The organism is Bacteroides sp. BFG-606 (assembly GCF_024788145.1).
Classification (GTDB): Bacteria; Bacteroidota; Bacteroidia; order Bacteroidales; family Bacteroidaceae; genus Bacteroides; species Bacteroides vicugnae.
Genome location: NZ_JANUIL010000001.1, coordinates 192,410 through 218,004, shown reverse-complemented (window position 1 = coordinate 218,004; position 25,595 = coordinate 192,410). Strand labels below are relative to the sequence as shown.

Sequence of the window (25,595 nt, the reverse complement as noted above, 5' to 3'; positions counted from 1 at the left end):
AGATAGGATAATACGGGAAAATAAAAGGGTACTTTTTATCTGAAATCATTATGGACAAATTGTATTTTTAGTTAGCTTTGTAGAAATAAAACAAAGAATTATGAAAATGAAAGTCTTGCTATCTGCCATTGTATTTACGCTCTATACTGTTTCCTATGCTCAGAATATGAAAATGATTGATACTAGTGTGCCTAAAAAAGATAAAAAGGAGGCTGTGGTAGTTGAATATGATTCGTTAACTAATATACGCCCTTATAAAGATGCTTCCTATTATAAACAATTTGTTGGGCAAAGTATTTTGTTCTATCCCCGGAATCCAAATTCTTCGGAATCACTACCTAAGTATTATGCTAATTTTCTAACTTCTAATGAGCAGGTTGTTGCCATTGACACTATTTGGCGAAAAAAAAGATCTAACCCTAAACCTAAAGATTATAAATTAAATCAAATAACCTCCAAGAGATATAAACCTCAGTTGGTGAAGGATGGTTATGTTACTTTATGTGCTTCTTTTCACGATATACTTGAACAAGGATATAGGATTTTTCCATTTGAAATATATAGAGCAACGAATCATTCAATGGAAAAACATGATGGCATTTTCACACCTTATAATGAGATAGAAGGCAGGACTTTTAAAATTTTAGATATAGAGCTGTCTGATGCCGGAGTTGAAAAAAACACAATTTTTGCACTACAGTCTGAAGAAGGTGATACTCTTTATTGGTATGCTAAACGTGGTGAGTATGATGGATTCAATTATACTAGGCAACACTATCCTGTCATTGTATTAGGATTTATGGATAAAATGAAACAGTTGTATTTGAATAAAGACATATACATTAAAAATATTCATCCGATTAATAAATATAAATGTATGGAAATAGCCTATTCAGGCAGTGAAGATACTTATATGGTTCCTTCATTTGTTCTGAAGAATGATAGTGCCGATTTGATAATGCCATTATGTGAGAGTCCATCTCTATTTTCATACGAAGTAAGCATATTTGATAATCAGAAAAGAATGACTCAGATGTATTTCTATAATTTGGATGTTGTTGAAGCAGACGTTTATGAGGAAACAATGGAAAGAGAAAGACTTGCTAAAGAGGAATTATTGATGAAGGAAAAGTTAGCACAAGAAGAGGCAAAGAAGTTAGCCAGTATAAAAAGACAACAGAGAACTAAAGAATTATATAAGAAATACGGAAAAGCTACGGCGGACTTGATATTAAAAGGCCAAGTGTGCATTGGGATGACTAAGGCGATGGTTTTGGAATCATGGGGGCATCCTTCGGGTGGTATTAATAAGACTACCGGTGCATGGGGGACACATGAACAATGGGTATATGGAATGGGACAATACTTGTATTTTGAGAATGGAAAATTGACAACTATACAAAATTAGTCTGTTCTTGTTTTGTATGAGCAGCCTGTAATTTTAACAAGGGAGACACAATGAAATATCAGTCTTTCTTAAACCACCTGTAAAACCATTTACCCACCTTCTCATAATGCCGGGTTTCGGTATCAGTGTATAGTTTAGAGAAGAACGAAGTATCTAATGGTTCTCCCGATTGGTTAGGATATAATACGATTAAGCTATTGTTGGAGAAGTACTTACTAAGCTGTCTCGGTAGTTTCTCAAAAGAACTGTCGTAAGAGAGAGTTCCCGGTCGTGCACTGATAATAACTAATAAATGGTCGTAGCTTACTTGTCCCGTCAGCACCAGCAAGTCATTCCAATCTTCCAAAAGGGAGAAATCGGTAAGTGTCTGCTTATGCCGTTTCTTTATCCACGTTTGCAGGCGTATGGTCGTTTTTTCATTGGCAAAGAAATGTACCCGGCATCCGAGGGTACTTCCCATTCGACAGAAATGTTCCATCCAATGAGGAAAACCGGATTCGTATTCGGCTTTAGGAGGGACGGCAATGACAATTCGTTTGATTGTATGGACTGGTATTAGAAACTTAGAGATAATTATCTCACAGTTTAATCCATTCAATAAATGTTCGGCAAGTATTCCAAAGTATGAGTCTGTGATATTTTTCTTACGATGCAGACCGGTGATAATACTTGTAATCTCATTTTCCTTGACTGAATGTATAATGCCGGAAGCTATATTCAAATCATACCGTGTGACTTTCTTCAGTGGTACATTTGCTTCTGTTGCTGTCATTTCCGCTTTTTCCAGGTAATATTTGCTTCGAAGTCGTAGATTATCGGAATTATTATTGTCGTTGATTACATTGAGGGCCAGTAGATTATCTTTCAATTTAGAATCACGTATGATTAGAGACAGATTCACCATGTCCTCGATAGTGTCCGGGTTGGCTATGGATACTAAAATCTTCTCTGTTTCTTTTGAAGATTCATTTTCCGATAGTGAGTCATCCATTGCCACTTTTCTGGCTGCCCGTTCGGTGATCAGTGAGCTCACTACGCAAGTGACCAGGATAAGCAAGACTGTGCCGTTCAGTACATCATCATTCAGCAAGCGCTCGCCGGTGGGCAGAATAATGTTATATCCGACTAATACGGCCGCCAATGTGGCTGCTGCCTGTGCGTTACTTAAACCATACATCAGATTTCGTTCAAGAACAGACATCTTGTATATCTTTTGTGTCAGCCAGCAAGCAATCCACTTGCCTGTCAGTGCCATGGTGATCATTACGGCAGCAACTTTTAAAGCATCCCCATGTCCGAAAATAACCCGTAGGTTGATTAACATTCCTACTCCGATAAGGAAATAAGGAATGAAGAGGGCATTACCGACGAACTCTAAATGATCCATCAATGGAGAAACGTGCGGAATGAGTCGGTTGAGTACTAATCCAGCGAGGAAAGCTCCCAAAATACCTTCCATACCTACAAGTTCCATCAGTCCTGCTCCTAAAAAGACCATTGCAAGCACAAAAATGAACTGCATCACGTTGTCATTGTATCGGTGGAAGAACCAGCGACCGATGCGTGGGAAGAAATAAATGATAAGTGCTCCTAGAAAGATTACTTTTACTACTAGCCAAATCCAGAATAAACCACCGGTTTCTCCTTTGAATAATCCGCCTATAACGGCTAGTACTAACAGCGTGAGCGTATCCGTCACGGCCGTTCCTCCTACAGCAATACTTACACTACGATGGCGGGATATACCGAAGCGGGTGACGATGGGATAGGCAACGAGCGTATGGGAGGCATACATACTGGCTAGCAGTACAGAAGTGATTACACCGTATTTCAGATAAGATATATTTGCCACGAACCCAATCCCGATGGGAATGATGAAAGCCAGTAATCCCAGCACTAATGCTTTGTTTCGCGTCTCTTTGAAATCCCCCATGTTCATTTCCAGACCGGCCAGAAACATGATGTAATAAAGCCCGACTTTGCCGAATAACTGAAAACTGCTATCACGTGCCAGGATATTAAATCCATGTTCGCCAATAGCCAATCCCGCCAGGATCATACCGATAATATGAGGAATGCGCAGCTTATTCAATAATATCGGAGCAAACAAAATAATTAGGAGTACAAGGAGAAATATCCATGTAGGGTCGGTGATAGGGAATGTTAAATCAAGGCCAATCCAATCCATAATTTGACAAGTTCGTGATATTTGTTCCGCAAAATAACCTAAAAAAAAGCTTCTAAAAAAGGATTAGTTAATAAAATTAGTCATTTATTTTTTCTTCAGATTCATGATCGATGGAATGAAGAATGCGAGTGTCCCTGTTATCACAATTGCAATACCGCATATAGCAAAGAGATTGGCTATACCGATAGCATGACTCTAATAAAATTCTAATAGCGTTCTAACAAATCTCTAACAGGCTTCCGGAATACCTTCACTTACCTTTGCATCCGAAAAAGAATGCTAACAATATTTTTATGGATGATGATGAAAAAGAAAAATTTGCAAATGCTTTTAATTTGCGGTGTATTGCTAGTTACCGCATGCAAGAGTAAATCAAAGGAAGAACAACAGAGTGGTTATCGTATGGAAGGTGACACAGTGCAGATCACAGACCGTTTTTTATCTGAAAAGATAAAAGTGGCTGAGGCCAGACTTGAACCTTATTCCAAAGAAGTGATAACTTCCGGTGTGGTGCGTCCTATTCCTACCCGTTATGCCTGCATTGCTTCCCCTTTTGCAGGAAGAGTTACAAAATCGTATATACAAATCGGACAACAGGTGAACCGGGGAACCCCTTTGTTTGAAATCAGCTCACCGGATTTTACTACGGCACAAAAAGAATACTTCCAGGCATTATCGTCACGTGAGCTGGCTAAGAAAGATTTAAAGCGCAAAGAAGACCTGATAAAGAACGGAGTTAGTTCGCAGAAAGAACTGGAAGAAGCACAAAATGCTTTGCTTATTGCCGACAAAGAGTTTGAAAATGCGTCTGCTGCACTGGAAGTATATCAGGTAGAGTATCCGGAGAATATGACACTGGGACAGCCCCTTGTGGTGCGTTCGCCTATTTCGGGCGAAATTATAGAGAATAATATTGTGACCGGACAATACCTGAAAGATGATATCGAACCTGTTGCGATAGTGGCAGATTTGTCGGAAGTATGGATTGCCGCCCAAGTGAAAGAAAAAGACATTCGGTTTATCAATGCAGGCAGTAGTCTGGATATAGAAGTGTCGGCCTTACCGGGGAGGGTGATTAAAGGTAACGTCTATCATGTGGAAGAGGCGGTTGACGAAGATACAAGGTCTATCAAAGTACTTTCGGTTTGTGATAATTCGAAGAAACATTTGAAATTGGGTATGTATACTACCGTCCATTTTCTTAGTGCTCCTATTGAACAGATTCAGATTTCGGAGAGCGCATTGTTGCAGGGAGAGAAAGACAGTTATGTGTATGTGCAGGTTACTCCGGATATCTTTGTAAGAACACCGGTGAAGGTAGAAGCGACCAAAGGTGGATTTGCTGTGATAAATGAGGGATTGCATCCGGGAGATAAAGTCATCAGTGAAGGAGGATATTATTTAAAATAGGAGATTATGAAGAAGGATTTGATGCTTTCAATTATACAGAAAAGATGGATCATGCTTTGTCTGTTTGTGATGATGTGTGTGTTCGGATATTACTCATGGACGCAACTTTCGATAGAAGCCTATCCGGATATTGCAGATGTCACATCGCAGGTTGTTACCCAAGTGCCGGGACTGGCTGCCGAAGAAGTGGAACAACAGATCACTATTCCTTTGGAACGTGCCATCAACGGTTTGCCCGGTATGCATGTTATGCGTAGCAAAAGTACGTTCGGACTCTCTATGATTACGATTGTATTCAAGGATGGGACAGAAGATTATTGGAGCCGTCAACGGGTACAGGAAAGATTGAATGAAGTGGAACTACCTTATGGGGCAGTCCCCGGACTCGATCCGTTGACGTCACCTGTGGGAGAAGTCTACCGTTATATTATAGAAAGTGACCAACATTCACTTCGTGAACTGACCGACCTCCAGAATTGGGTGGTTATTCCCCGTATCAAAGAAGTTTCAGGAGTGGCGGATGTGACAAATTTCGGAGGTATCACCACCCAGTTTCAAGTAGAAATAGATCCTTATAAACTGGAACAATATCACTTATCCCTTAGTCAGGTTATTGAGGCTATTGAAAATAACAATGCCAATGTGGGAGGCAGCATATTGAATAGGGGAGATCTGGGGTATGTGGTACGCGGTATAGGTTTGATAGAGAATCTGGACGATTTGGGGCATATTGTGGTCACTACAACTTCCGGAGTTCCTGTCTTTTTAAATGATATAGGCTCTTTGAAATACGGTAATCTGGAGAGGAAAGGTGTATTGGGATATACCGATCGTACCCGTGATTATTCGGAAAGTTTGGAAGGGATTGTGCTTCTTCTGAAACATGAAAATCCGTCTAAGGTATTGGATGGCATTCATGCAGCAGTGGATGAATTGAATCATGAAATTTTGCCGGAAGGGGTGCGTATACATACTTTTCTGGATCGTACCAGCCTAGTGGATACAACTTTGGATACTGTTTCCCATACGCTCTTAATGGGGATGGCATTGGTTGTTATTGTGCTTATTTTGTTTTTGGGCAACTGGCGTGGAGCATTACTGGTTTCAATCACCATTCCGGTATCCTTGCTTATCGCTTTTATCCTGATGCATCTTACGGATATCCCTGCCAATCTTCTGTCACTCGGAGCCATAGATTTTGGAATCATTGTAGATGGTGCCATTGTTATGCTGGAAACTATTCTCAAGAAACGTGAGGATTATCCCGAACAGTACATCGAAGAACAAAGTATCGCACAACGAGCCAAAGAGGTAGGACGCCCGATTCTTTTCTCCACCATAGTCATTATTACAGCCTACTTGCCATTATTCGCTTTCGAACGTGTGGAACGTAAACTGTTTACTCCTATGGCATTTACGATGAGTTATGCAATGATCGGAGCACTTTTGGTTGCTCTTCTGCTGATTCCGGGACTGGCTTATGCTATTTATCGTAAGCCGCGCAAGGTCTATAAGAATAAATGGCTGGAAAAATTGAAGGAGAAATATACTGGCGCAATAGTGAAACTCATAGAAAAACCAATAAAGACCATACTCTTTTCATGTTTGATTCTGATTGCAGGTAGCTTGTTAAGTGGTGTTGTAGGGAAAGATTTCCTTCCTGAATTGGATGAGGGTTCGATCTGGTTGCAGGTGAATCTTCCTCCCGGCATTTCTGTTGAGAAATCGAGAGAGATGTCCGATACCCTTCGTTTCCGTACGATGAAGTATCCCGAAGTAACTTATATCATGGTTCAGGCAGGGAGAAATGACGATGGTACAGATCCGTTCACCCCTTCGCATTTTGAGGTATCTATCGGGATAAAGCCTTATGATGAATGGCCGAAGGGAAAGACCAAGCAAGATTTGATTCATGAACTGGAAGAAGAATATAAGACACTGCCCGGTTTTAGGGTCGGATTCAGCCAACCGATGATAGATGGGGTGATGGATAAAATAGCCGGTGCGCATAGTGAATTGGTTGTAAAGGTATATGGTGAGGATTTTCGGGAAACACGTCGTATTGCGGAAGAAATCACCCGGGCGCTGGGAACGGTGAAAGGTGCCGTTGATCTGGATATTGACCAGGAACCTCCATTACCTCAACTGCAAATCATTATGAATCGGGATGCGATTGCCCGATATGGTCTGAACGTGTCTGATGTGGCTGATTTGATAGAGGTGGCAATCGGAGGGAAAGCTATTGCTCAGCTTTATCAGGGAGACCGTCAGTATGACATTACCTGTAAATATAAAGAAGAAATGCGGGATACACCCGAAAAGATAGCCGGATTGATGCTGACCTCTTCTACCGGAGCTAAAATACCCCTTTCGCAGGTAGCCGAAGTGAAGTTGAGTGTTGGAGAAAGTACGATCACTCGTGAAATGAACAGACGTCACCTGACGGTAAAGTTGAATCTGCGTGGACGCGATCTGGCTTCTTTCTTAAAAGAAGCGCAGAATGTGATCGATGCGAAAGTGAACTATGATAAAAGCAAATATACAGTCAAGTGGGGAGGGGCTTTCGAAAACCAGCACAGGGCTTATACCCGTCTTTCTGTCATTCTTCCGTTGACGCTGATGTGTATGTTTATTTTGCTTTATGCAACGTTCGGTAAGTTCCGGCAAGCCGGTCTGGTATTGTCCATCGTGCCTTTGGCGCTCTTTGGCGGAATGCTTGCGCTCAATGTACGCGGTATGACATTGAATGTATCGTCTGCCGTGGGCTTTATTGCCATGTTCGGACTTTCCATTCAAAACGGAATTATTATGGTATCTCAGATAAATAACTTGCGTAAAGGAGGAATGGAACTTCGGAAGTCTGTTATTGAAGGGGCACGTCAACGGTTCCGTCCCATTCTGATGACCTCGGTCACTACGGTACTCGGACTGTTTCCCGCTTCTCTGGCAACTGGAATCGGGAGTGATGTGCAACGTCCTTTGGCAACGGTTATTGTATATGGATTGATGTTCTCCGCACTCATTTCTATGTTTGTGCTTCCGGTTTTTTACTATCTGATTGAGAATAACGTTTTAAATAAAAAGAAGAATGATGAGAAGGAATATACACTTTAATATCTTGCTCCTTTTGTTGCTTGTGGAAGCAATGTCTGTTCATGCAGTGGCGCAAATACCGGACAGTACTCTCTATCAGAGTATTTCTCTCGATGAGTATCTGAAACGGGTAGGGGAAGGTAATCTAAACTATCTGGCAGAGAAATTGAATGTAAGTATAGCTGATGCGGAGATGATTGCGCAAAAAGTGCTTCCTGATCCGGAAGTGGGATTTGAAGCCGGTCATGAGACTTTTTCATTAGGGCTTTCCTATTCACTGGAATTAGGAAACAAACGAGGGGCACGGATAAAGTTGGCACGTAGTCAGATGGAGCTTGAAAAACTAATCCTGGAACAGTCATTTCAGAATTTGAGGGCCGAAGCTGCCAGTCTTTTTTTGGAGGCAGTTCTTCAAAGAGAGTTGCTTGAAGTACAGCAAAGTTCTTACCAGTATATGTTGCAATTGAGCCAGTCAGATAGTTTACGTTATGTGGCGGGAGAGATTACAGAGAATGATGCCCGGCAATCAAAGTTGGAAGCTGTCACTTTGCTCAATGCGGTTTATAGTCAGGAAGCTGCCTATCAGTCGGCATTGGTCGTGCTGAATAGACAGATGGGGATGGCTGCGGACACTCTTTATATTCCGTTAGGTCATTGGGATGAACTAAACCGTGAGTTTTATCTTTCGGAGTTGATTAAAGTAGGTCTGGATAATCGTATAGATTTGTTTACGGCTCAAAAAAATACGGAAGTTACTTCCCGTGCATATAAACTGACGAGGGCAGAACGCCGCCCGGATATTGGCTTGTCCGTTTCTTATGAAAAAGACTGGAATCGTTTTTTTCCATCGGCTCGTTCTGCTACGGTAGGAGTGTCTATTCCTTTGGCTTTTTCGAATATCAATAAAGGGGCCGTTAAGGCTGCTAAATTTCGTATTTCCCAGTCCGAAATTCAGGAGAAAGATATAGAACAACAAATACAGGCAGAGATTATGCAGGCGTGGTTCAGTTATGAAGCAGAGAAAAAGAAAGTGGTTCAATTTAAGTCGGGAATGCTTGGAGATGCTCAAAAAGTAATGGATGGGATGGTATATAAATACAAACGTGGTGAAACCAACATTTTGGATGTATTAGTCGCCCAGCGTACTTATAATGAAGTGCAGCAAGAATATCTTGAAACGATGAAAGGATATGCTGTCTCGTTGGTAGAACTGGAAAAGGCTTGTGGCATTTGGGACATACGTTTCTGAAAAGGGAGGATTCTTATCCGGTTCTACATTCTGCAATGACAGTAGAACCGGATATTTATTGTTAGAATACTAAATTGTAATTCTGATACCTGCCAACGAGAGTTTATGGCATTCTGTATCTTTCGCATATTCTATAATATTCTTCCTGTTTTTTCTTGGACAACTTCTTGATGACTTCTTCTACCGAATGATTAATCAGTTCTTTGATAAGTTTGTCGGGCACATCTCCCTCTAAGTATACGGTTATCCAATGTTTCTTATCAGAAAATGGTCCCCAAAAAATATCTCTATACTGTTCTATTAATTCTTCTGCCTTATCAGGAGCACATTTCATATCAGCCCAGAATCTTCCGTTCTTTGGTTGTAATGTGGCAAAAGTGAACATTTTATCCATGACCTTAAAAACCAGGACATTTTCACCAAACGGCATACATTCTGTTGCTCCTTTAACAGACAGGCAATAGTCTCTATACTCCTCTATATTCATGATTTCCCTCTTTGTTCTTTTTCAGAGCATTCGTTTCAGCTTTGCCCTGATCCGGCTCAAACTTACCGGAGTTATTCCCAGATAAGAAGCAAGGCATTCTAATGGCATTCTCTGCAATAACTCCGGATTGTTCCGGATCAGCTTCATATACCGTTCGGATGCATTGGTGAATAATAGGGAAATAAGTCTTTCCTCCGTTTGCATGAATTCGGATTCGGCAAACTTACGTCCCCAGTTGGCGATATGAATGTCTTCTTTGAATAATTCCTGTAAGTCTTTACGCTTCAGTAAATACAACTCCGACTCTTCCATCAACTCCATCGATTCATATCCCTGCTGGTTATCCACATAACTTTTCAGCGAGACAATGGCAGCACCCTCTTTCCCGATCCAGAATGTAACTTCTTTCCCATCCACAGGAATATAAGCTCTGACAATCCCTTTCTCGATAAAAAAGATATTCGTTTCAGTTTTACCGGCTTCCAGTATATGATACCCTTTGGGGTACGTCACTTTAGACAGATGCTTTGTCAATTTATCCATCGAAGCTTCCGGTATCGGGTATATCTTATTGATAATCTCGTGTATATCCATATAACATGAATGTTATGTAGGTCGGCGGCATTGCTGCCGCTTTCCCCATTAAGAACTGTACGTGCGACTTTCACCGCATACAGCTCCGATAATTCTAAATTTAATTCTCATAAAATTAAATCGGCTCATAATCATCTTGCGATGACTTGTTTCCGATAAAGTTTTCTTCACGCACGTTGACGGGCACTTTTGAGTTTCCGCCTTTCGAAGTATTCGTCCCATGATGGGTCGAACGGATTGGCCTCGCATCTTATCTTTGTGTGTCGCTTGATTGGAATTTCTGTCAGTTGCTGTAATGTGAACTTATCCTTTATTTCTCCACATACATATTCAAAACCGAAAATCCAATTTCTGCCACCTTTTCGGATAAAATACTTCTTCCTTATCCATTTCCTTGACTTGTCGGTATGTCTGCGATATGACCATCTTTTAAGTTGATTTATTAAGATATGGTCACATCGGCAGAACACCTCCTTTGATACCACATGGCTGTAGTAGTTACCCCATCCCTTTATTATAGGATTGAGTTTCTCTATCAGCTCCTGCTGGGATGATGCCTTACCTTTGGTCAGCACAACCTCATGCAGCTTGTCAGTGAAACGTTTCTGACTTTTCTTTGACGGCTTTATTAACAATGTGCCGTTGTACTTCCGGACATTGAAACCTAAAAAGTCAAATCCGTCACTGATATGTGTTATCAGTGTCTTCTCATCGGATAGGGTAAGTCCTCTTTCCTTTAGAAAAACTGTCAACATTTCCTTTATTTCAAGTAACGTTTTCCTTTTGTCAGCAGTGACAATGAAGTCATCCGCATATCTTACGAGATTGACTTTGGGGCAGTAAAGTTTTCCATTGACATAACTTGCCTTGTACTTCTCTTTGAGCATCCTTTCCATGCCGTCAAGAGTTGCATTTGCAAGTGTCGGTGAAATAATGCCGCCCTGTGGTGTCCCTTCAATAGTCGGTTGAAGCAGTCTGTTGAATACAACTCCACTTTTCAGCCATTTTCTTAATATCTGCCTGTCGATTCGTACGTTATCGAGAAGCCATTCATGGCTGATATGGTCGAAGCAGCCTTTTATGTCTCCCTCCAATATCCATTCGGGAGAGCAATCCCTGCTTAGCCATCTGTGAAGCGCATCTATCGCATCTGCCGTACTTCTGAACTTTCTGAATCCGTAAGAGTTTGCATCCGCTTCACTTTCCGTTATGGGTTCCAATGCCATAAGATACAGTGCCTGCATGGCTCTGTCTTTCATGGTCGGTATTCCCAACGGTCTTGTCTTGCCGTTTGCCTTAGGTATGTTAACTCTTTTCAATGGGAGGGCTTTATATCCTCTCCGTGTCAAAGAACGTATAGCTTCTATTTTATTGGCATCGGTATCCCACTTTATGTGGTCAACCCCTGCCGTGCGTTTACCTTTATTGGAGGTCACTTTCCTTACTGCCAATGCCTTGGCTTCGAACGAAGTGACAAGCAGGTGCTGCAAGGCTTTAACCTTGTTGTACCTCTTTTCTTTATGAGCCTTTGCTATTCGGACTTGCAGCTTTCTGACCTTTCGTTCACATTTGGAGAAGTCAATGCTTTTCCATGTTGTGTTACGCTCGGCTGAAGATGCACACTCGGCTTTCGCCTTGCTCCTTTGCTGTTTCTTCATTTCGTTAAAGTTCTACAATCGTTTCACAAAGAATTACCCTGCGGAAGTCTGCCTGCTTTCGCATGAGGTGACGTTTAAACCTCTATCTTCCGCATTACACGGAAGCGTTCGCTTTCTCCGCAATCCTTTACCCGCACATCATTCGGCTTCTCTTGCGATTGGCTTACCTGTCCGATAAAGGACAGGAGAGATACGGGCTTACCAAGTTCCGTACAAGTAACTTACGACCGACTTAAAGTCCGCCCATCCACCGGCAGTGCTGCATCCGTGTAGTCCTGAAAAAGAGAGAACTATCCTGACTGCCCGCCATTTTGGCTATAGCTTGTAAATATCCGTAAGCTATTCTTTTGTTACGATGGTGCAGCGGTTCACATACGTTACTCATATCGGTCAGCCTAACAGCCTATACATTGGATATTTCTGCATAGAACCATATTGTCAAGAGGGCTTCGCACCAAACAATTACTCGTAAAGCACGCCTCTTTAGGCTACTGTTGACGGAACAACAGGTTCAGACATTATGCTGAACAATTACTTGTACGACTTCTTGTCGCACCATTTTCTGCAAAAATACAAAAAGTTAGATTAGGAAAGAGGAATTGTTCATACTCTTATGCAGTCATTTCTTATCAAATGTAAAGTGAAAGCTCCAGCTGTCTGCCTAATTTTGCAGTCTGATTTTAAAATAGAAAGATATGAATTGGATAATATTGATTATTGCCGGACTCTTTGAAGTCGGCTTCACTTTTTGTCTGGGTAAGATAAAAGGAGCAACGGGTGCTGACTTTTATTTATGGGGAGCGGGGTTTGTAATCTCTGTAACCTTAAGTATGTACCTGTTGGCAAAGGCTGCGCAAACATTACCCATCGGCACTGCATATCCTGTTTGGACGGGAATAGGGGCAGTGGGAACCGTATTGATCGGTATTCTGTTTTTCCATGAACCGGTCACTTTGGGGCGTTTGTTTTTTATGACGACTTTGATTCTTTCAATCATAGGATTGAAACTGATGTAGTCCCGAAACCGCAATTGCTCGATGCCGACCGTAAGCTCACGGGTGTTCATCTTTGGGAAGATTATAATCCTAAAACCGAACGTTGGTACACCATCCAGAGTATGGCGATCAAAAACGTTTCAATATGCCGCATTTATCTGCAAACTAAAATAACCCATATTTTGTTGTCTTTATACAGTATTGAGTTTTTAGCGATAAATATATAAATAATGATGAAGATGACAAAGAACTTATTGTTAGGGATTGCTGCCGCCGTATGTGGCAGCACTTTTCAGGCTGTAGCTTGTACGGGAATCTCGCTGACATCCCGTGACGGCAGTTATGTGCAAGCCCGTACGATTGAATGGGCGCGCGGTGTGTTGCAAAGCGAATATGTGATTATTCCACGTGGCCAACAGCTCACGTCATTCACTCCTACAGGTGTCAATGGACTGACGTTTACGGCAAAATATGGGGTGGTCGGTCTGGCTGTTGTGCAAAAAGAGTTTATTGCCGAAGGAATCAATGAGGCAGGACTTTCAGCCGGACTATTTTTCTTTCCTCACTATGGTGGTTATGAGACGTATGATGCTGCACAGAACCAGCGGACACTGGCAGACCTTCAAGTGGCGGGGTGGCTGTTGTCGCAGTTTTCCACTATTGACGAGGTGAAGGCAGCCCTTTCTTCTGTACGTGTCGTAGGGCTGGAAAAGACAGCGGTAGTACACTGGCGTATCGGTGAACCGTCGGGACGTCAGGTTGTGTTGGAAATTGTAGGTGGTGTGCCGCATTTTTATGAGAATGAAGTAGGGGTATTGACGAATGCCCCCGGCTTTGAATGGCAACTTACTAATTTGAACAACTACGTCAATCTTCATCCGGGTGACGCTTCCGTGCAAAAATTGAGCGGTATTACGTTGCAGCCGACTGGTGGTAACTCCGGTTTTCTCGGCATTCCGGGCGATGCCACGCCTCCTTCTCGGTTTGTACGTGCTGCCTTTTATCGGGGGACAGCTCCTCAACGTGCTACAGGCTTTGATACCGTGCAGCAATGTTTCCACTTGCTTAACAATTTTGATGTTCCTATCGGTATAGAACATTCGCAGGGGGATATTCCTGATATTCCAAGTGCTACGCAATGGACCTCGGCTATCGACCTGACGAACCGGAAGATTTATTATGAAACGGCCTATAACAATTCGATACGTTGCATCGATTTAAAGGCTATTGATTTCTCAAAGGTAAGATATCAGTCACACCCGTTGGATAAGATACAGGAGCAGCCGGTTGAAATGGTTAAGATTCCCCGGTAAAAGATGGAACTGTATGGAGGTACTCTTGTGCAATAGTTGCTTGCATTAAGAATGTTCTCAAATAAATGTTGGTGACGTTTTTACCCTCACACCCTCACCCTATGCTTAATCCATTTATTCATCGGGGTTACAGGTGTGAGGGTAAAGGTGAGAGTAGGTGAGGGTAACTTTTTACCCTCACCCTGATTCGTCCTGATTTGGGTTGGCTAATCTTATTCCGTTTTTACACTAATTGCTTCATTATTACCATAATATCCATTTCCCGGCACATAAATCGGCTGCATGGCTCCACCCATATTGTTCAATTTACCTTCATCGCGCAGACGCCGGATATGTCGCATAGCTGTACTTCTTGCCATTCCGCAAAGGTATTGAAAATCATATCTTCGCATGAATGGGTGGGTTTGGAAGTACTTTGTCAGTTGCAGGTCAATTTCCTCATTCGTTAGTTGGGTGAAATCCAGTCCTCCTTTGAGGCTTTTCACTTTAAGCACGCCAAATTCGTTTTTCAATGTTTGATCGGCACGAAACTGGATGGCTTTCAGTTTCACTTTAGTTGCTTTCCGTTTAGTGCCTATCGTCACAGGTTCCGTGGTGGTCAGGCAGGGATGGAAATAACCGATGCCGTCCAGATGTACCTGGCGTCCTTCCGCCAATTCCTGTCCCATGATGTGCGAAAGAGCGTCGAGCACGGCAGAGACGTCCGTCTCCGTCAGTGAGCAACGTTCCTGAATACGCCGCCGCAGTACGTCGGTCCCTGTGGAACCGTTGTATTTGATGCGCGGATGCAGGGTCTTTTTGTTTTCTCCCTGCTGTTTGTCTGAAGGTTTCGGGTCTTCATACCAATCGAATAATATTGCCATAGCTTTTGTTTGTTTTTAAAGTAACGGTTCTTGTTATGTATTCTCTTAAGTAGTAATACGTTAGCGCTTAATGTTTCTTTTGTTAAGCTCTAATGTTTTGCAAGGGCTTACTCATGTGAACAAGACTGTTTACGTCTGTGGACGTTTTTATTTACAATTGATAGCCTGTTTGTTCACACGGGTGAGCCCTTGGCAACTACTAAGCAAAGATACATAAATAATAAGGCAAATGCAAATGAAATACGGGTATTTATCAGATGAAATGCTTGTTTTCCGGAAGATAAAAGCGTATCTTTACAGGAATTAAACATTTATATTTGATTGTAGAAAAAATAGACAAAAATAGGATGAAAATTACTTTAATCAGACAAGACAACGGGAGCGGAAAAGAAGCTCTTAGCATTTGCGAGGCAGGCACATTATTCGACAAAATGAAAACGGAAACGAAAGCGGGGCATATCACGGCTTTGCGGGAAATTATACCGTTATTGGAAGGTACATATGCCCGGTACGAACATATAGATAAGTTGCCATACATTTATTCTGCTGTGGAATATACCCGGACCAAAGAGGGTGAACGGAAGATGAAGCAGTATAACGGATTGGTACAGTTGGAAGTGAGCCGGCTGGCCGGTGGGTCGGAAGCGGAATTTGTGAAACGGCAAGCGGCACTTCTGCCACAGACTTTTGCCGCTTTTTGTGGTTCCAGCGGCCGTAGTGTGAAGATATGGGTGCGTTTTGCTTTGCCGGATGATGGAGGGTTGCCATCTGAAGAGGCGGAGGCGGAATTGTTTCATGTCCATGCTTATCGGCTGGCTGTGACATGTTATCAGCCGATGTTACCTTTCGATATTGATCTGAAGGAACCTGTGTTGACCCAGAAATGTCGTATGACGTTGGATGAGGCTCCTTATTATAATCCGGATGCAGTGCCGTTTTGTCTGGAACAGCCGCTTACGATGCCGGGAGAAGAGACTTTCCGCCAGCGGAAGCAGGGCGAGAAGAATCCCTTATTGCGATTGCAACCGGGATATGAGTCGGCGCAAACGTTCACGGATTTATGAAGCGGCATTGAACAGGGCACTTCAGGAAATGGAGAACTGGAAACGTGGGGACGACTTGCAACCTTTGCTGGTCCGCCTTGCCGAGCATTGTTTCAAGGCGGGTATCCCCGAAGAGGAAGCGATACGGCAGACGATGATTCATTATTATCGTGAGGAGGAAGAACTGGTGATTCGTTCGATACTCCATAATCTTTATCAGGAATGTAAGGGATTCGGCAAGAAATGCAGCATCAGCAAAGAGCAGGAGACGGCTTTTCTGCTGGAAGAGTTTATGAAACGCCGTTATGAATTCCGTTACAATACGGTGCTGGATGATTTGGAATATCGTCAGCGTGACTCCGTTCATTTTTGCTTTAAGCCGGTGGATAAACGGGTGCGCAACAGCATTGCAATCAATGCATTGAAAGAGGGAATCAGTGCGTGGGACCGTGATGTGGATCGTTTTCTGAATTCGGAATGTGTTCCTTTGTACAATCCTGTCGAAGAATATCTTTATGAGGCAGGGCGTTGGGACGGGAAGGATCGTATTCGTGCATTGGCTGGTTTGGTTCCTTGTGATAATCCGCATTGGCAGGAATTGTTTTACCGTTGGTTTCTTAGTATGGTGGCGCATTGGAGGGGAGTTGACCGGCAGCATGGTAATAGTACTTCGCCTTTGCTAGTCGGTTCGCAAGGGTATCGCAAGTCTACATTTTGTCGCATTATCCTGCCGCCGGAACTTCGTTTCGGCTATACGGACAGTATTGATTTCAAGAGTAAGCAGGAGGCGGAACGTTATTTGGGGCGCTTTTTTCTGATTAATATTGATGAGTTCGATCAGATTAATGTCAGTCAGCAGGGATTCCTGAAGCATTTGTTGCAGAAGCCTGTCGCGAATTTGCGTAAGCCTTACGGTAATACGATTCGGGAAATGAGGCGTTATGCTTCTTTTATCGGAACCAGCAATCAGAAAGATTTGCTTACCGATCCCAGTGGTAGCCGCCGTTTCATTTGTATCGAGGTGACGGCTCCTATTCAAACGAACGTTACCATCAATTATAAACAGTTGTATGCTCAAGCAATGGAGGCGATTTATAAAGGGGAACGTTATTGGCTGAATGATGAAGATGAAAATATATTGAAACAGACCAACCGTGAGTTCGAACAGGCTAGTCCGTTGGAGCAGTTGTTTCATTGTTATCTTAATCCGGTAGAGGAGGAAATGGAAGGCGAATGGCTGACTGCTATGCAGATTTTGAGCTATTTACAGACGAAAACACGGGATAAGTTGGCTATTAGTAAGGTGGGACAGTTCGGGCGCGCACTTCAAAAACTGAATATTCCTTGCCGTAAATCTCGTAAGGGAACGCTTTATCATTTGATGAAGGTGGAGTAGTTGATAAGGGGAATAGTCAATCGGAATCAGAGTGAGGGCAGGGTGAGGGTAAAAGTCACCCTCACTCTGCCCTCACCTTTACCCTCACACCTGTAACTCCCATGAGTAAAGGATTTGGTTCAAAGGGTGAGGGTGTGAGGGTAAATCGTATACAAAAATAAAATCGCGGCTTATTTTGAATTTAGTTGTCCTCTTTTTATAAGAATCGCAATTTTTGGGTCGTTTATCAGATATTTGTGTGCTAATTTTGTGGCATTGGAAACTAAAATGGGGTTGAAAGTCAAAATATGATGGATTGCTTTTTCAGTTGTAAGTACAATAAATGTATTTTTGCAGGTGTGGAAAACAAAAGCAGTGCTATCAATCCCCGAAAATAAGTTAAGATGGAAGATAAAAGGAAAGAAATAGTTGGCAATGTCATTCAGATACAGCGTTATCATTCTCCTTGTGGCGATTTGATGCTTGGCTCGTTTGAAGATCGGCTTTGTCTTTGTGACTGGGCGGTTGAAAGTCATAGAGATATGGTAGACAGGAGGTTGCGGAAAGTGTTGAAAGCCTGTTATGAAGAAAGTACATCCGAGGTTATACAGGAAGCGATTCAGCAGTTGGACGAATATTTCAATGGTGAACGGACTGCGTTTGAAGTGCCTTTGCTTTTTGTAGGTACGGATTTCCAGAAAAGTGTATGGTATAAGTTGCTGGATATTCCGTACGGTTCGACTGTATCGTACGGAGAATTGGCGAAACAGCTGGATATGCCGAAGGCTGTCCGTGCGGTTGCCGCTGCTAATGGTGCGAACGCTATTTCTATTTTTGCTCCGTGTCATCGTGTTATCGGCAGTAACCACACGCTTGTGGGTTATGCCGGCGGTCTTCCTGCTAAAAAACGGTTACTGGATTTGGAATTAAACGGCAAACCTCTGTTATGAATGAGCAAGAAACGCTTGATTATGCACGTATTGCACAGGCAATCGGGTATATAAGGGAGAATTTCAAAAGGCAACCGGGATTGGATGAGATTGCCCGGGAAGTGGCGTTGAGTACGGCACATTTCCAACGTATGTTTACGGAGTGGGCAGGGGTTAGTCCTAAGAAGTTCTTGCAATATACCAGTATTGAATATGCCAAGAAAATCTTGGATGAGACTCATGCGTCTTTGTTTGATACGGCACAGGAAACGGGACTTTCAGGTACAGGCAGATTGTATGATTTGTTTGTAAATATAGAAGGTATGACACCGGGTGAGTATAAAAACGGTGGTGAAAATCTTTCTATCAATTACAGTTTTGCCAAAAGTCCTTTTGGTGAACTATTTATTGCATCTACCAATAAAGGTATCTGTTGTCTGGAGTTTGCAGACGATCACGATGCGGCATTTCATTCCTTGTTGAAGAAGTTTCCTAATGCAACGTTTACTCCGGCTGTGGATGAGATGCAGCAAAATGCTTTATCCATCTTCACGCAGGATTGGAGGAAACTTAAAGATATAAAGCTGCATTTGAAAGGTACTGACTTTCAACTAAAGGTCTGGGAGACTTTACTGAAAATCCCTGTCGCCGGATTGACTACTTATGGAGATATAGCCGCAGGTATTAATAACCCGAAGGCTTGCCGGGCTGTAGGAACGGCTGTCGGTGAGAATCCCGTAGCTTTCCTTATTCCATGTCATCGTGTCATTCGTTCTTCCGGTGAGTTGGGTAATTACCACTGGGGAGAGATTCGAAAGACTGCAATTATTGGTTGGGAGGCTGCGAAAAATGGATATTTGAATAAATAATAAGTACTGGCGGTAAGAAAAGTCAGAAACGAGATATCGGGTTCTTCTTTCATTTATAAATCCCGGCTCAAGGATGAAACCGCAAGGCCGGGATTTATTTGTAGTCGAATGACTATCATTCCTCTTCTTCATTTATTCCTTCATAGCACCTGATATCCGCTTCAATCATGAAATTATAAATCAGTCGGGTTTTAAACATCATTCTCTCCTGCGACAATTCTAAATCAGCAAGCGTTGCTTCGATTCTATTGCAGAATTCATTTATTCTTTCTTCTTCCAGCATCGGATACATTTCGTAAACTCGCCGGACGAAAGGTACCATCGAAGCCTGCACCTGATAAAGTAGTATTTGGGGTTCATACTGGAAATCCACTTCGTCCATCTGTTTATGCAAGTGCTCGTTTTCGTAGGCTATTTGTTGAAACTCTTCGAAACAAGGTAAAAGCTGCTCTGAGTGATGAAGCAGTAATTTTATGGTTGCAATGGCTGCAAAACCTTTTTCCAGTTCATTTCCATATTGAAAATGGTTATACAGGGAACAAAATGATGCTTCCAGACAGAGCCGTTCAAATTCGGTGTCTTTTACCCACGGAAGATAAGTGAGCATAGGCAGGCATTCACCTAGCGTAAGCTGATCTTTACAGTCAAGTATTTTGATAAGATTACCTGGTCGGGTAAGGAATTGATACATAGTGTGCATGGCCAGGTATTTTTCCGCAAGCCGGTCCTCGTCCAATTCACGGGATGCTTCCAATTCGGACAACAGAAAATCGATATTCTCCTCCTTGTTATCTGGTTGTTGCTCTTCGGCACGTGCTATGTCTTCGTCAACCATATTTAAAATTTCCTGAATATTCATATTACATTATTATTTTTATACCTGTTTATTATTCTTTCTTAGTTTGGGGCTTGTCTTATTGCGACAATGCGGGTATTATAGGGTTCTTGCATACTGTCGGGCAATTCCTCCAACAGTCCGTGAAGTTGGTCGATCAATTTTTCTGCCTGTTCGATGTTGCCTGTTTGGAACATATAATCAATCAATTCAATGCCGATGGATATCCTGTACAAAAGGTCGTTGCTCTCATCTTTCAGTAGTTTCATGGCAGAATGTACCAGCTGTGTGGCATCCATTTCGCTACCGGACAAATAGAGTGCGAGAGCTTTGTGGATAGTCATAGGGGAGATTCCTGCATCGGTTTTGTCAGCTTCGTAACGGTTGAAGGCGTCCAGAGCTTCCTTGATATGCCCTGTGTCGAGAAGTATCTTACCGAGAACTTTGTCAATTCCGGGCAATGTGGAAATTGACGGATCTTGCTTCATGGCATTTTCCAGCATCTGAAGAGCCTCTTGCGGGTGGCTTAATGCATTGTAACATTTGGCCAGTGGTATGATGAGATTGGGTTCGTAAGTCAGGTTGGTTTCATAGAGCGGCAGGGCTTTATGATATTGCATGGTGTCGCAGTAGGCATTTGCTATCGTTATCTCTATTTGGCTTTTTATTTCGTCGGAAGGAGGCTGTGATTCAGCCTTCTGTAGCAAGTTGAGTCCCGCCGTGATTACCCTGTGCGGATTATCCAAAACGGCGTCCATTGTTATTCTTCGTAAACTAATCAGGTAATAGCCGTCTACGGTTATTCCACTGTTTGCAGCTATTTCTTCAAGAAAAGAGATGTACAGTTGATGTGCTGTATTGTACATGCCTAAGCCGATTGTGTAATCCATCAGAACAATTACTGCACTTTCGAGATCGATTCGGTAGTTTTGGTCATCAAACGATTCGTCTTCTTGTTTTAGATGTTCAATCGACGTACCGATTCCATTGCTTGCACTTTGGTGTGACTGCTTGTATTCTTCGTTATCGCTGGAGAGGACATAAACAAATTCGAAGCATCGGAGGATGACTTGCCAATATACAGTATCTTGTTTGGTTATGGCCTGCGCTATGTTGTTCAGACATGCTATCGTTTTCTTGTTGTAGAAGCCATACAAACTTAGCAAGCATCGTATTTCATGCCAGTAGCTCATTTCTGCCTGCTCGAAATTACCTCGATTCCAATTGAATTCGGCCATGTCTTTGAATACCCGTTTGGCCACAGCATCATTATCATTTTGGATAGCGATGTCGGCTGCCATACGATAGTATTCTTCTGCTTGGTCTTCTTCCTTTTTCATTTCCATTGAATAAGCCAGATAGCGATAAATCAGGCTTCGGGCTACTGACATTTTTTCAACCCCCTTTTGGTTGCAATGATGAAGGGCGCGATTGAACATATCGGCAGCTCTTTCAAAATAACCCGTCTGAAAGGCGTCTCTCCCTTGTCGGAAGGTATCGGTCAATGCCGGATCATCTATACCGATGTAGGTTGCAAATTCTTCGATTTCGGCATTTGCATTGGCTGTTTGCTTTTCATTGGGTTTGTCATTGGCCGAATCTTCTGTATTTTTATTTGCCTGTTTCAGTTGTTCAACCGTGTCCTTGTACTGCCTTGCCATCTGATCGTCGGGACCGAACAGGGCGGAGCGTATCTCCCAGGCTTTTTCAATGTGTTCGATTGCCTTGTCTATGTGTCCTAGTCTGAAACATATTGCTCCGTAATTATTGTTCGCATAGGCAGCTGCTTCATCCTGACTTTTATCGCATTCTTCCAGCAAAGCAAGTGATTTTTCGAGCGCAACTGCTGCATCTTCGAAACGATTGAAAGTGTTGTATGCTGCGGCCAGATAGGAGTATGAGGCAGCTTCTTTTTCCAGGTTATCCATATTATGCCAGGTTTCGGCTCCTTTCAGATAATAATGTTCTGAAAGCTTTTCATCATTTAGGACGAGATAGACTTTACCCAGATTGTCATACATGGTAGCAGCCAGTCTTGAGTCTGTTTGTTTTAATGTTTCGAGTAGACTGATGCACTCCAATGCTGTGTTGAGAGACAGATCAGGTTGGTTGGCCCGAAGATATATGGAGGCCTGGCTGTTCAGTAGCTCGGCCAGCGTTATGTCACGGTCTCCAATCTTTTGGTAAATATCTATCGCATGTCTCATATATTCGGTCGCTTTGGGATAGTTTCCACTATACATCTCAATTTCTGCAAGCGAGTGATATTCTTCTTGGGTATGCGTATTTTCATCTCCTAATATGTGCTGATATATCGTAAGGGCTTTTTCGGCATACTCTCTGGCTTGGTCAAAATCTTGTTCCATGCGGCATTCGAGTGCATAATTATGATATGCGATGGCTACATCAATGTCATTCTCACCTTTGAGACTGACATATATGTCCTGACTTTTCAGACGATATTCCTTAGCAAGTTCTTCTTCACCAAGCAACCTGTATATACCGGCGAGATTATCGTATGCTACGGCAATATCATCATGCATGTCCGGCAGGATGGATTTGCGCATCTTAAGGACTTTTTCGAGGATCAGCTTCGCTTTTTCCAATGCGTCTTTATCGACCGGATCTTGTGATTCGCCGATACTGTGGTATACATCAGCGATGTTACACAGGTAAGATGTTATTTTCAGGTCGTCTTCTCCGTAAGCATGGACTGCAAGTGATAATCCTTCCCTATATTCCTTTAACGCCTGGATGTATTCTTTTTTGCGAATACAGATCATACCAGCCAGATTGTGGAACGAGCAGCGTTCTTCACTGGTATCGCCGTCGGCCATCTGGTCGCACATACGGATTAGGAATTCTACCAGTTCGTAGGCTGCATCCAAATCATTCAGATAAGAAATACAGATGTTGGTCAGCCGGATAACGTCATTGCGGAACATCTGCCAATAAGCCCATTGTAGCATAACTGCCATTTCAGCCTTTTCAGCCATACTTCCCATAATCTGTTCAATATAGGCTTGTGAAATTTTATATTTTGAAGCATCGGCTTGTTTTAGTGTACGCCAGTAAAGTATGAATTCGTGAATGTTGTTGGTGCTAAACTGTCGGCTCATATAGCCGAGTGTTGAAATACATTCGTGGAGCTCGTCCCATTTTTCGGCGTGATAAAGTTGATAGGGGAGTTCCTCCATCTTGCGGAAGTTATTGTTTTCTTCGCGATTGAAATAGTCTATAATGTTCTGTCTTAATTGTACTTTTCTTTCGCTGTTAAGGTATTTCTGTTCAATAGCCTGTCGTATCATGTCGTGTGCAAAAACTACTCGTCCGTCCCTAATCATTAGGTGGGCCGTGTTTGCACAATAGAATTGAGACCAGTAGAGCGACGGGATGTTGCTAATTGCAATCAGTTCTGTTTCAGATAATCCATCTTTGGATAATGCTATCAGTGACAGCAAGTCTGATGTTAGCGAGGGGTAAAGTGGGGTGTTGTATATTTGCTCTTTGCGCTGTAATAGTCTGTCAAAAAACGAGTTGATGTCTGGCAGGTTAGTCATTTGGCTGATGAAGCTGGTCAGGCTGTCGAAATTTCCGAAACATCTGATTTCCTCAAGTAATGACATCAGTACCATGGTGTTGTCTGTTATGTCACTGCCTTTGAGTATCATGGTCAGTTGTTGTTCGGACAGCCGCTTGCGATAACGATCGAAAAAGTCTACAATCAGTTCCTTGCGTTGGTCGAGCAGTAAGGGGTAGACTGTTATTACAGGGTATTTCCGTTTTTTGAATACCTGCATGGTTTTATCTTCCTCGATAGTTGAAAAGATTATTTTTACATTGTCCGGGAAGTCAGGCAACCAGTTTAATAGTTTTGTTCTATGATTCCGGTCTGAAAGTTGATTGGCGCCGTCCAAAACGATTAGTAAAGGTTTTTGTCCGGCAATTAGTTGGGCCCTCAAGGCTAGTTTCTGGTAATCTATATTATCTGTATCGGTAGCATTGTGTTCGATTTGTCGGTCGTTTTCCTCCATCTGCTCAAGCCCGTATAGAGAGTCTATCTGGGTGGTTATATGCTTCGCAATATCCGTCGTGTCCAAACTCTGCGATGAGTTGGCGCTAAAGTGTGCTACCACATTCCACCGATCATCTTCGATGATATTTTTAAGCCAATAAGCCAAAAGGGCACTCTTACCCATACCGCTTTCTCCGGTAATCACCAGATGCTGGTTGGGTGTATTGTTTAGAAACTTGTCCAGGTAGGAGATATAAGCTTTATTGGGTATATAATTATCCGATTTGTCATCCAGAAAGGCTTGTAGTTTCTGTCTTTCGTGTACGGCAGGATCCTCGACTTTATCTTTGGGGAAAAGGTGGTCGAGCAATGCCCTGAATTCCGATTCCACCTGTTCGCCCAATTGTTCGGGGGAACAGTAATCGTAGGTGTTATATCTTTTGTTATTTCTTACTGTTTCTTTTTAGCTGCGCCTGCCTTGGATCGGTTTCCATCGTCTTTTCATCTGCTTCGCGTATATAGAACGAAGCATAGACCGGTTCGAGCGACCGAAGCACGCCATATTGAATTTCAATTTCCGTAATGCTCATCCCATGATCGAGGTCAGCGGCAAGCCATTCGTATCTGTCAGGCATGGCCTGGTGTTCAATGAGTGTTTCTTTCGATGGACACCAACCGTATCTTTCTCCTAATAATCCGATGAAAAACGGGTGTGAGTTCCGTATCTCGTCCAAACATATTTCCACCACTTTGCTTGATTTTGCTTCTTCTTCGGTGATTCCCCATCGCAGATCGACTTCAGTCAGTGTGACATTGCGTTCGTAGGCAATCTGCCGCAGTCTTGGAAAAACTTTGTTAACCAGCATATCTCTTTCGCTCTGCATATCTTGAAAGGTGGATGAAATAAATATCCTGATGTTCCTTGATTTTTGAAAATTGTTTTTCATGGTGGTATATGTATTAATCTGATTTCTACAAATTGTCGGATGGAACCTGGAACTTATAAAAAATCTCATTTATTGTATAGGCTGATACATCATACTTTTTTGTATTATCATCTAATTCCGAGATTTTAAATCTTGTTGCCCTTTAATACAAACATAGGGAAAAACTTTGATTTATTATAGCAATCTTGTAAAAAAGTTAGATTTTGCACTTCGATTTTTAAAAACACGTCAAAGAACACAGATAAATGGAGCTTGGGAGTTATCGCCTGCCTATGACCTTTTGCCAAGTAGCGGATATTCATTCTCAATGCGAATCTGTAGTCG

General features: G+C 42.5%; 17 protein-coding genes and 1 pseudogene. 9 read left to right on the top strand and 9 right to left on the bottom strand.

What is annotated here, in order from left to right:
* The first annotated feature begins 100 nt into the window (after positions 1-100).
* The gene (locus NXV01_RS00830; protein ID WP_195649980.1) at positions 101-1,408 is read left to right on the top strand and encodes a hypothetical protein; all 1,308 of its coding nucleotides are present in this window, start codon (positions 101-103) and stop codon (positions 1,406-1,408) included.
* A gap of 58 nt (positions 1,409-1,466) precedes the next feature.
* Here the strand turns inward: NXV01_RS00830 and NXV01_RS00825 are convergent, their stop codons facing one another.
* A complete protein-coding gene (locus NXV01_RS00825; protein WP_148365758.1) occupies positions 1,467-3,596 on the bottom strand; it encodes a cation:proton antiporter in 2,130 nt (709 codons plus the stop codon).
* 300 nt (positions 3,597-3,896) lie between these two features.
* On the opposite strand from NXV01_RS00825, the gene NXV01_RS00820 reads away from it, so the two are divergent.
* Genes NXV01_RS00820 through NXV01_RS00810 form a run of 3 tightly spaced genes read left to right on the top strand, consistent with a single transcriptional unit; the run spans position 3,897 to position 9,348 of the window.
* Positions 3,897-5,006: an efflux RND transporter periplasmic adaptor subunit gene (locus NXV01_RS00820; protein ID WP_259023411.1), complete on the top strand. Its 1,110-nt coding sequence runs from the start codon at positions 3,897-3,899 to the stop codon at positions 5,004-5,006.
* Positions 5,007-5,012: 6 nt separating this feature from the next.
* Entirely contained in the window at positions 5,013-8,120 is a 3,108-nt protein-coding gene (locus tag NXV01_RS00815; RefSeq protein WP_217721304.1) for an efflux RND transporter permease subunit, read from the top strand.
* On the top strand, positions 8,098-9,348 hold the full coding sequence (locus NXV01_RS00810) for a TolC family protein (RefSeq protein ID WP_259023410.1): 1,251 nt from the start codon (positions 8,098-8,100) through the stop codon (positions 9,346-9,348). The genes NXV01_RS00815 and NXV01_RS00810 overlap by 23 nt, the downstream gene beginning before the upstream one ends.
* A gap of 103 nt (positions 9,349-9,451) precedes the next feature.
* On the opposite strand, the gene NXV01_RS00805 is transcribed toward NXV01_RS00810, so the two are convergent.
* From NXV01_RS00805 to NXV01_RS00790, 4 genes are all read right to left on the bottom strand, one after another.
* A complete protein-coding gene (locus NXV01_RS00805; protein WP_148365754.1) occupies positions 9,452-9,835 on the bottom strand; it encodes an MmcQ/YjbR family DNA-binding protein in 384 nt (127 codons plus the stop codon).
* A 21-nt stretch (positions 9,836-9,856) separates the two neighbouring features.
* A complete protein-coding gene (locus NXV01_RS00800) occupies positions 9,857-10,429 on the bottom strand; it encodes a Crp/Fnr family transcriptional regulator (RefSeq protein WP_074557505.1) in 573 nt (190 codons plus the stop codon).
* 167 nt (positions 10,430-10,596) lie between these two features.
* A complete protein-coding gene (gene ltrA / locus NXV01_RS00795) occupies positions 10,597-12,087 on the bottom strand; it encodes a group II intron reverse transcriptase/maturase (protein WP_258978446.1) in 1,491 nt (496 codons plus the stop codon).
* 232 nt (positions 12,088-12,319) lie between these two features.
* Positions 12,320-12,472: a hypothetical protein gene (locus NXV01_RS00790; RefSeq protein WP_167511788.1), complete on the bottom strand. Its 153-nt coding sequence runs from the start codon at positions 12,470-12,472 to the stop codon at positions 12,320-12,322.
* 310 nt (positions 12,473-12,782) lie between these two features.
* On the opposite strand from NXV01_RS00790, the gene NXV01_RS00785 reads away from it, so the two are divergent.
* Positions 12,783-13,103, top strand: a complete 321-nt coding sequence (locus tag NXV01_RS00785) for a multidrug efflux SMR transporter (protein WP_259021540.1) — start codon at positions 12,783-12,785, stop codon at positions 13,101-13,103.
* Positions 13,104-13,312: 209 nt separating this feature from the next.
* Positions 13,313-14,395, top strand: a complete 1,083-nt coding sequence (locus tag NXV01_RS00780; RefSeq protein WP_148365382.1) for a linear amide C-N hydrolase — start codon at positions 13,313-13,315, stop codon at positions 14,393-14,395.
* Positions 14,396-14,607: 212 nt separating this feature from the next.
* Here NXV01_RS00780 and NXV01_RS00775 read toward each other — a convergent pair whose 3' ends face one another.
* A complete protein-coding gene (locus tag NXV01_RS00775; RefSeq protein ID WP_148365380.1) occupies positions 14,608-15,258 on the bottom strand; it encodes an HU family DNA-binding protein in 651 nt (216 codons plus the stop codon).
* A gap of 347 nt (positions 15,259-15,605) precedes the next feature.
* Here NXV01_RS00775 and NXV01_RS00770 point away from each other — a divergent pair.
* From NXV01_RS00770 to NXV01_RS00760, 3 genes and pseudogenes are all read left to right on the top strand, one after another.
* A pseudogene (locus NXV01_RS00770) lies at positions 15,606-17,697 on the top strand (BT4734/BF3469 family protein).
* 383 nt (positions 17,698-18,080) lie between these two features.
* A complete protein-coding gene (locus tag NXV01_RS00765) occupies positions 18,081-18,626 on the top strand; it encodes a methylated-DNA--[protein]-cysteine S-methyltransferase (protein WP_148365377.1) in 546 nt (181 codons plus the stop codon).
* Positions 18,623-19,474: a methylated-DNA--[protein]-cysteine S-methyltransferase gene (locus NXV01_RS00760; RefSeq protein ID WP_115485012.1), complete on the top strand. Its 852-nt coding sequence runs from the start codon at positions 18,623-18,625 to the stop codon at positions 19,472-19,474. The genes NXV01_RS00765 and NXV01_RS00760 overlap by 4 nt, the downstream gene beginning before the upstream one ends.
* Before the next feature lie 115 nt (positions 19,475-19,589).
* Here the strand turns inward: NXV01_RS00760 and NXV01_RS00755 are convergent, their stop codons facing one another.
* From NXV01_RS00755 to NXV01_RS00745, 3 genes are read right to left on the bottom strand one after another with little or no spacing between them, the layout of a single operon-like run.
* Positions 19,590-20,333, bottom strand: a complete 744-nt coding sequence (locus NXV01_RS00755; RefSeq protein ID WP_148365375.1) for a hypothetical protein — start codon at positions 20,331-20,333, stop codon at positions 19,590-19,592.
* 38 nt (positions 20,334-20,371) lie between these two features.
* Positions 20,372-24,715 (bottom strand): tetratricopeptide repeat protein, encoded by a 4,344-nt coding sequence (locus NXV01_RS00750; RefSeq protein ID WP_259021538.1) that lies wholly within the window; start codon positions 24,713-24,715, stop codon positions 20,372-20,374.
* Positions 24,716-24,767: 52 nt separating this feature from the next.
* Positions 24,768-25,208 (bottom strand): DUF4062 domain-containing protein, encoded by a 441-nt coding sequence (locus NXV01_RS00745; RefSeq protein ID WP_259021537.1) that lies wholly within the window; start codon positions 25,206-25,208, stop codon positions 24,768-24,770.
* Positions 25,209-25,595: the final 387 nt, after the last annotated feature.

Excerpts from the sequence above, each read along its gene's own strand:
- NXV01_RS00830 (WP_195649980.1), top strand. The coding sequence starts at position 101 with ATGAAAATGAAAGTCTTGCTATCTGCCATTGTATTTACGCTCTATACT.
- NXV01_RS00825 (WP_148365758.1), bottom strand. The coding sequence starts at position 3,596 with ATGGATTGGATTGGCCTTGATTTAACATTCCCTATCACCGACCCTACA.
- NXV01_RS00820 (WP_259023411.1), top strand. The coding sequence starts at position 3,897 with ATGATGAAAAAGAAAAATTTGCAAATGCTTTTAATTTGCGGTGTATTG.
- NXV01_RS00815 (WP_217721304.1), top strand. The coding sequence starts at position 5,013 with ATGAAGAAGGATTTGATGCTTTCAATTATACAGAAAAGATGGATCATG.
- NXV01_RS00810 (WP_259023410.1), top strand. The coding sequence starts at position 8,098 with ATGAGAAGGAATATACACTTTAATATCTTGCTCCTTTTGTTGCTTGTG.
- NXV01_RS00805 (WP_148365754.1), bottom strand. The coding sequence starts at position 9,835 with ATGAATATAGAGGAGTATAGAGACTATTGCCTGTCTGTTAAAGGAGCA.
- NXV01_RS00800 (WP_074557505.1), bottom strand. The coding sequence starts at position 10,429 with ATGGATATACACGAGATTATCAATAAGATATACCCGATACCGGAAGCT.
- ltrA (WP_258978446.1), bottom strand. The coding sequence starts at position 12,087 with ATGAAGAAACAGCAAAGGAGCAAGGCGAAAGCCGAGTGTGCATCTTCA.
- NXV01_RS00790 (WP_167511788.1), bottom strand. The coding sequence starts at position 12,472 with ATGAGTAACGTATGTGAACCGCTGCACCATCGTAACAAAAGAATAGCT.
- NXV01_RS00785 (WP_259021540.1), top strand. The coding sequence starts at position 12,783 with ATGAATTGGATAATATTGATTATTGCCGGACTCTTTGAAGTCGGCTTC.
- NXV01_RS00780 (WP_148365382.1), top strand. The coding sequence starts at position 13,313 with ATGATGAAGATGACAAAGAACTTATTGTTAGGGATTGCTGCCGCCGTA.
- NXV01_RS00775 (WP_148365380.1), bottom strand. The coding sequence starts at position 15,258 with ATGGCAATATTATTCGATTGGTATGAAGACCCGAAACCTTCAGACAAA.
- NXV01_RS00765 (WP_148365377.1), top strand. The coding sequence starts at position 18,081 with ATGGAAGATAAAAGGAAAGAAATAGTTGGCAATGTCATTCAGATACAG.
- NXV01_RS00760 (WP_115485012.1), top strand. The coding sequence starts at position 18,623 with ATGAATGAGCAAGAAACGCTTGATTATGCACGTATTGCACAGGCAATC.
- NXV01_RS00755 (WP_148365375.1), bottom strand. The coding sequence starts at position 20,333 with ATGAATATTCAGGAAATTTTAAATATGGTTGACGAAGACATAGCACGT.
- NXV01_RS00745 (WP_259021537.1), bottom strand. The coding sequence starts at position 25,208 with ATGCAGAGCGAAAGAGATATGCTGGTTAACAAAGTTTTTCCAAGACTG.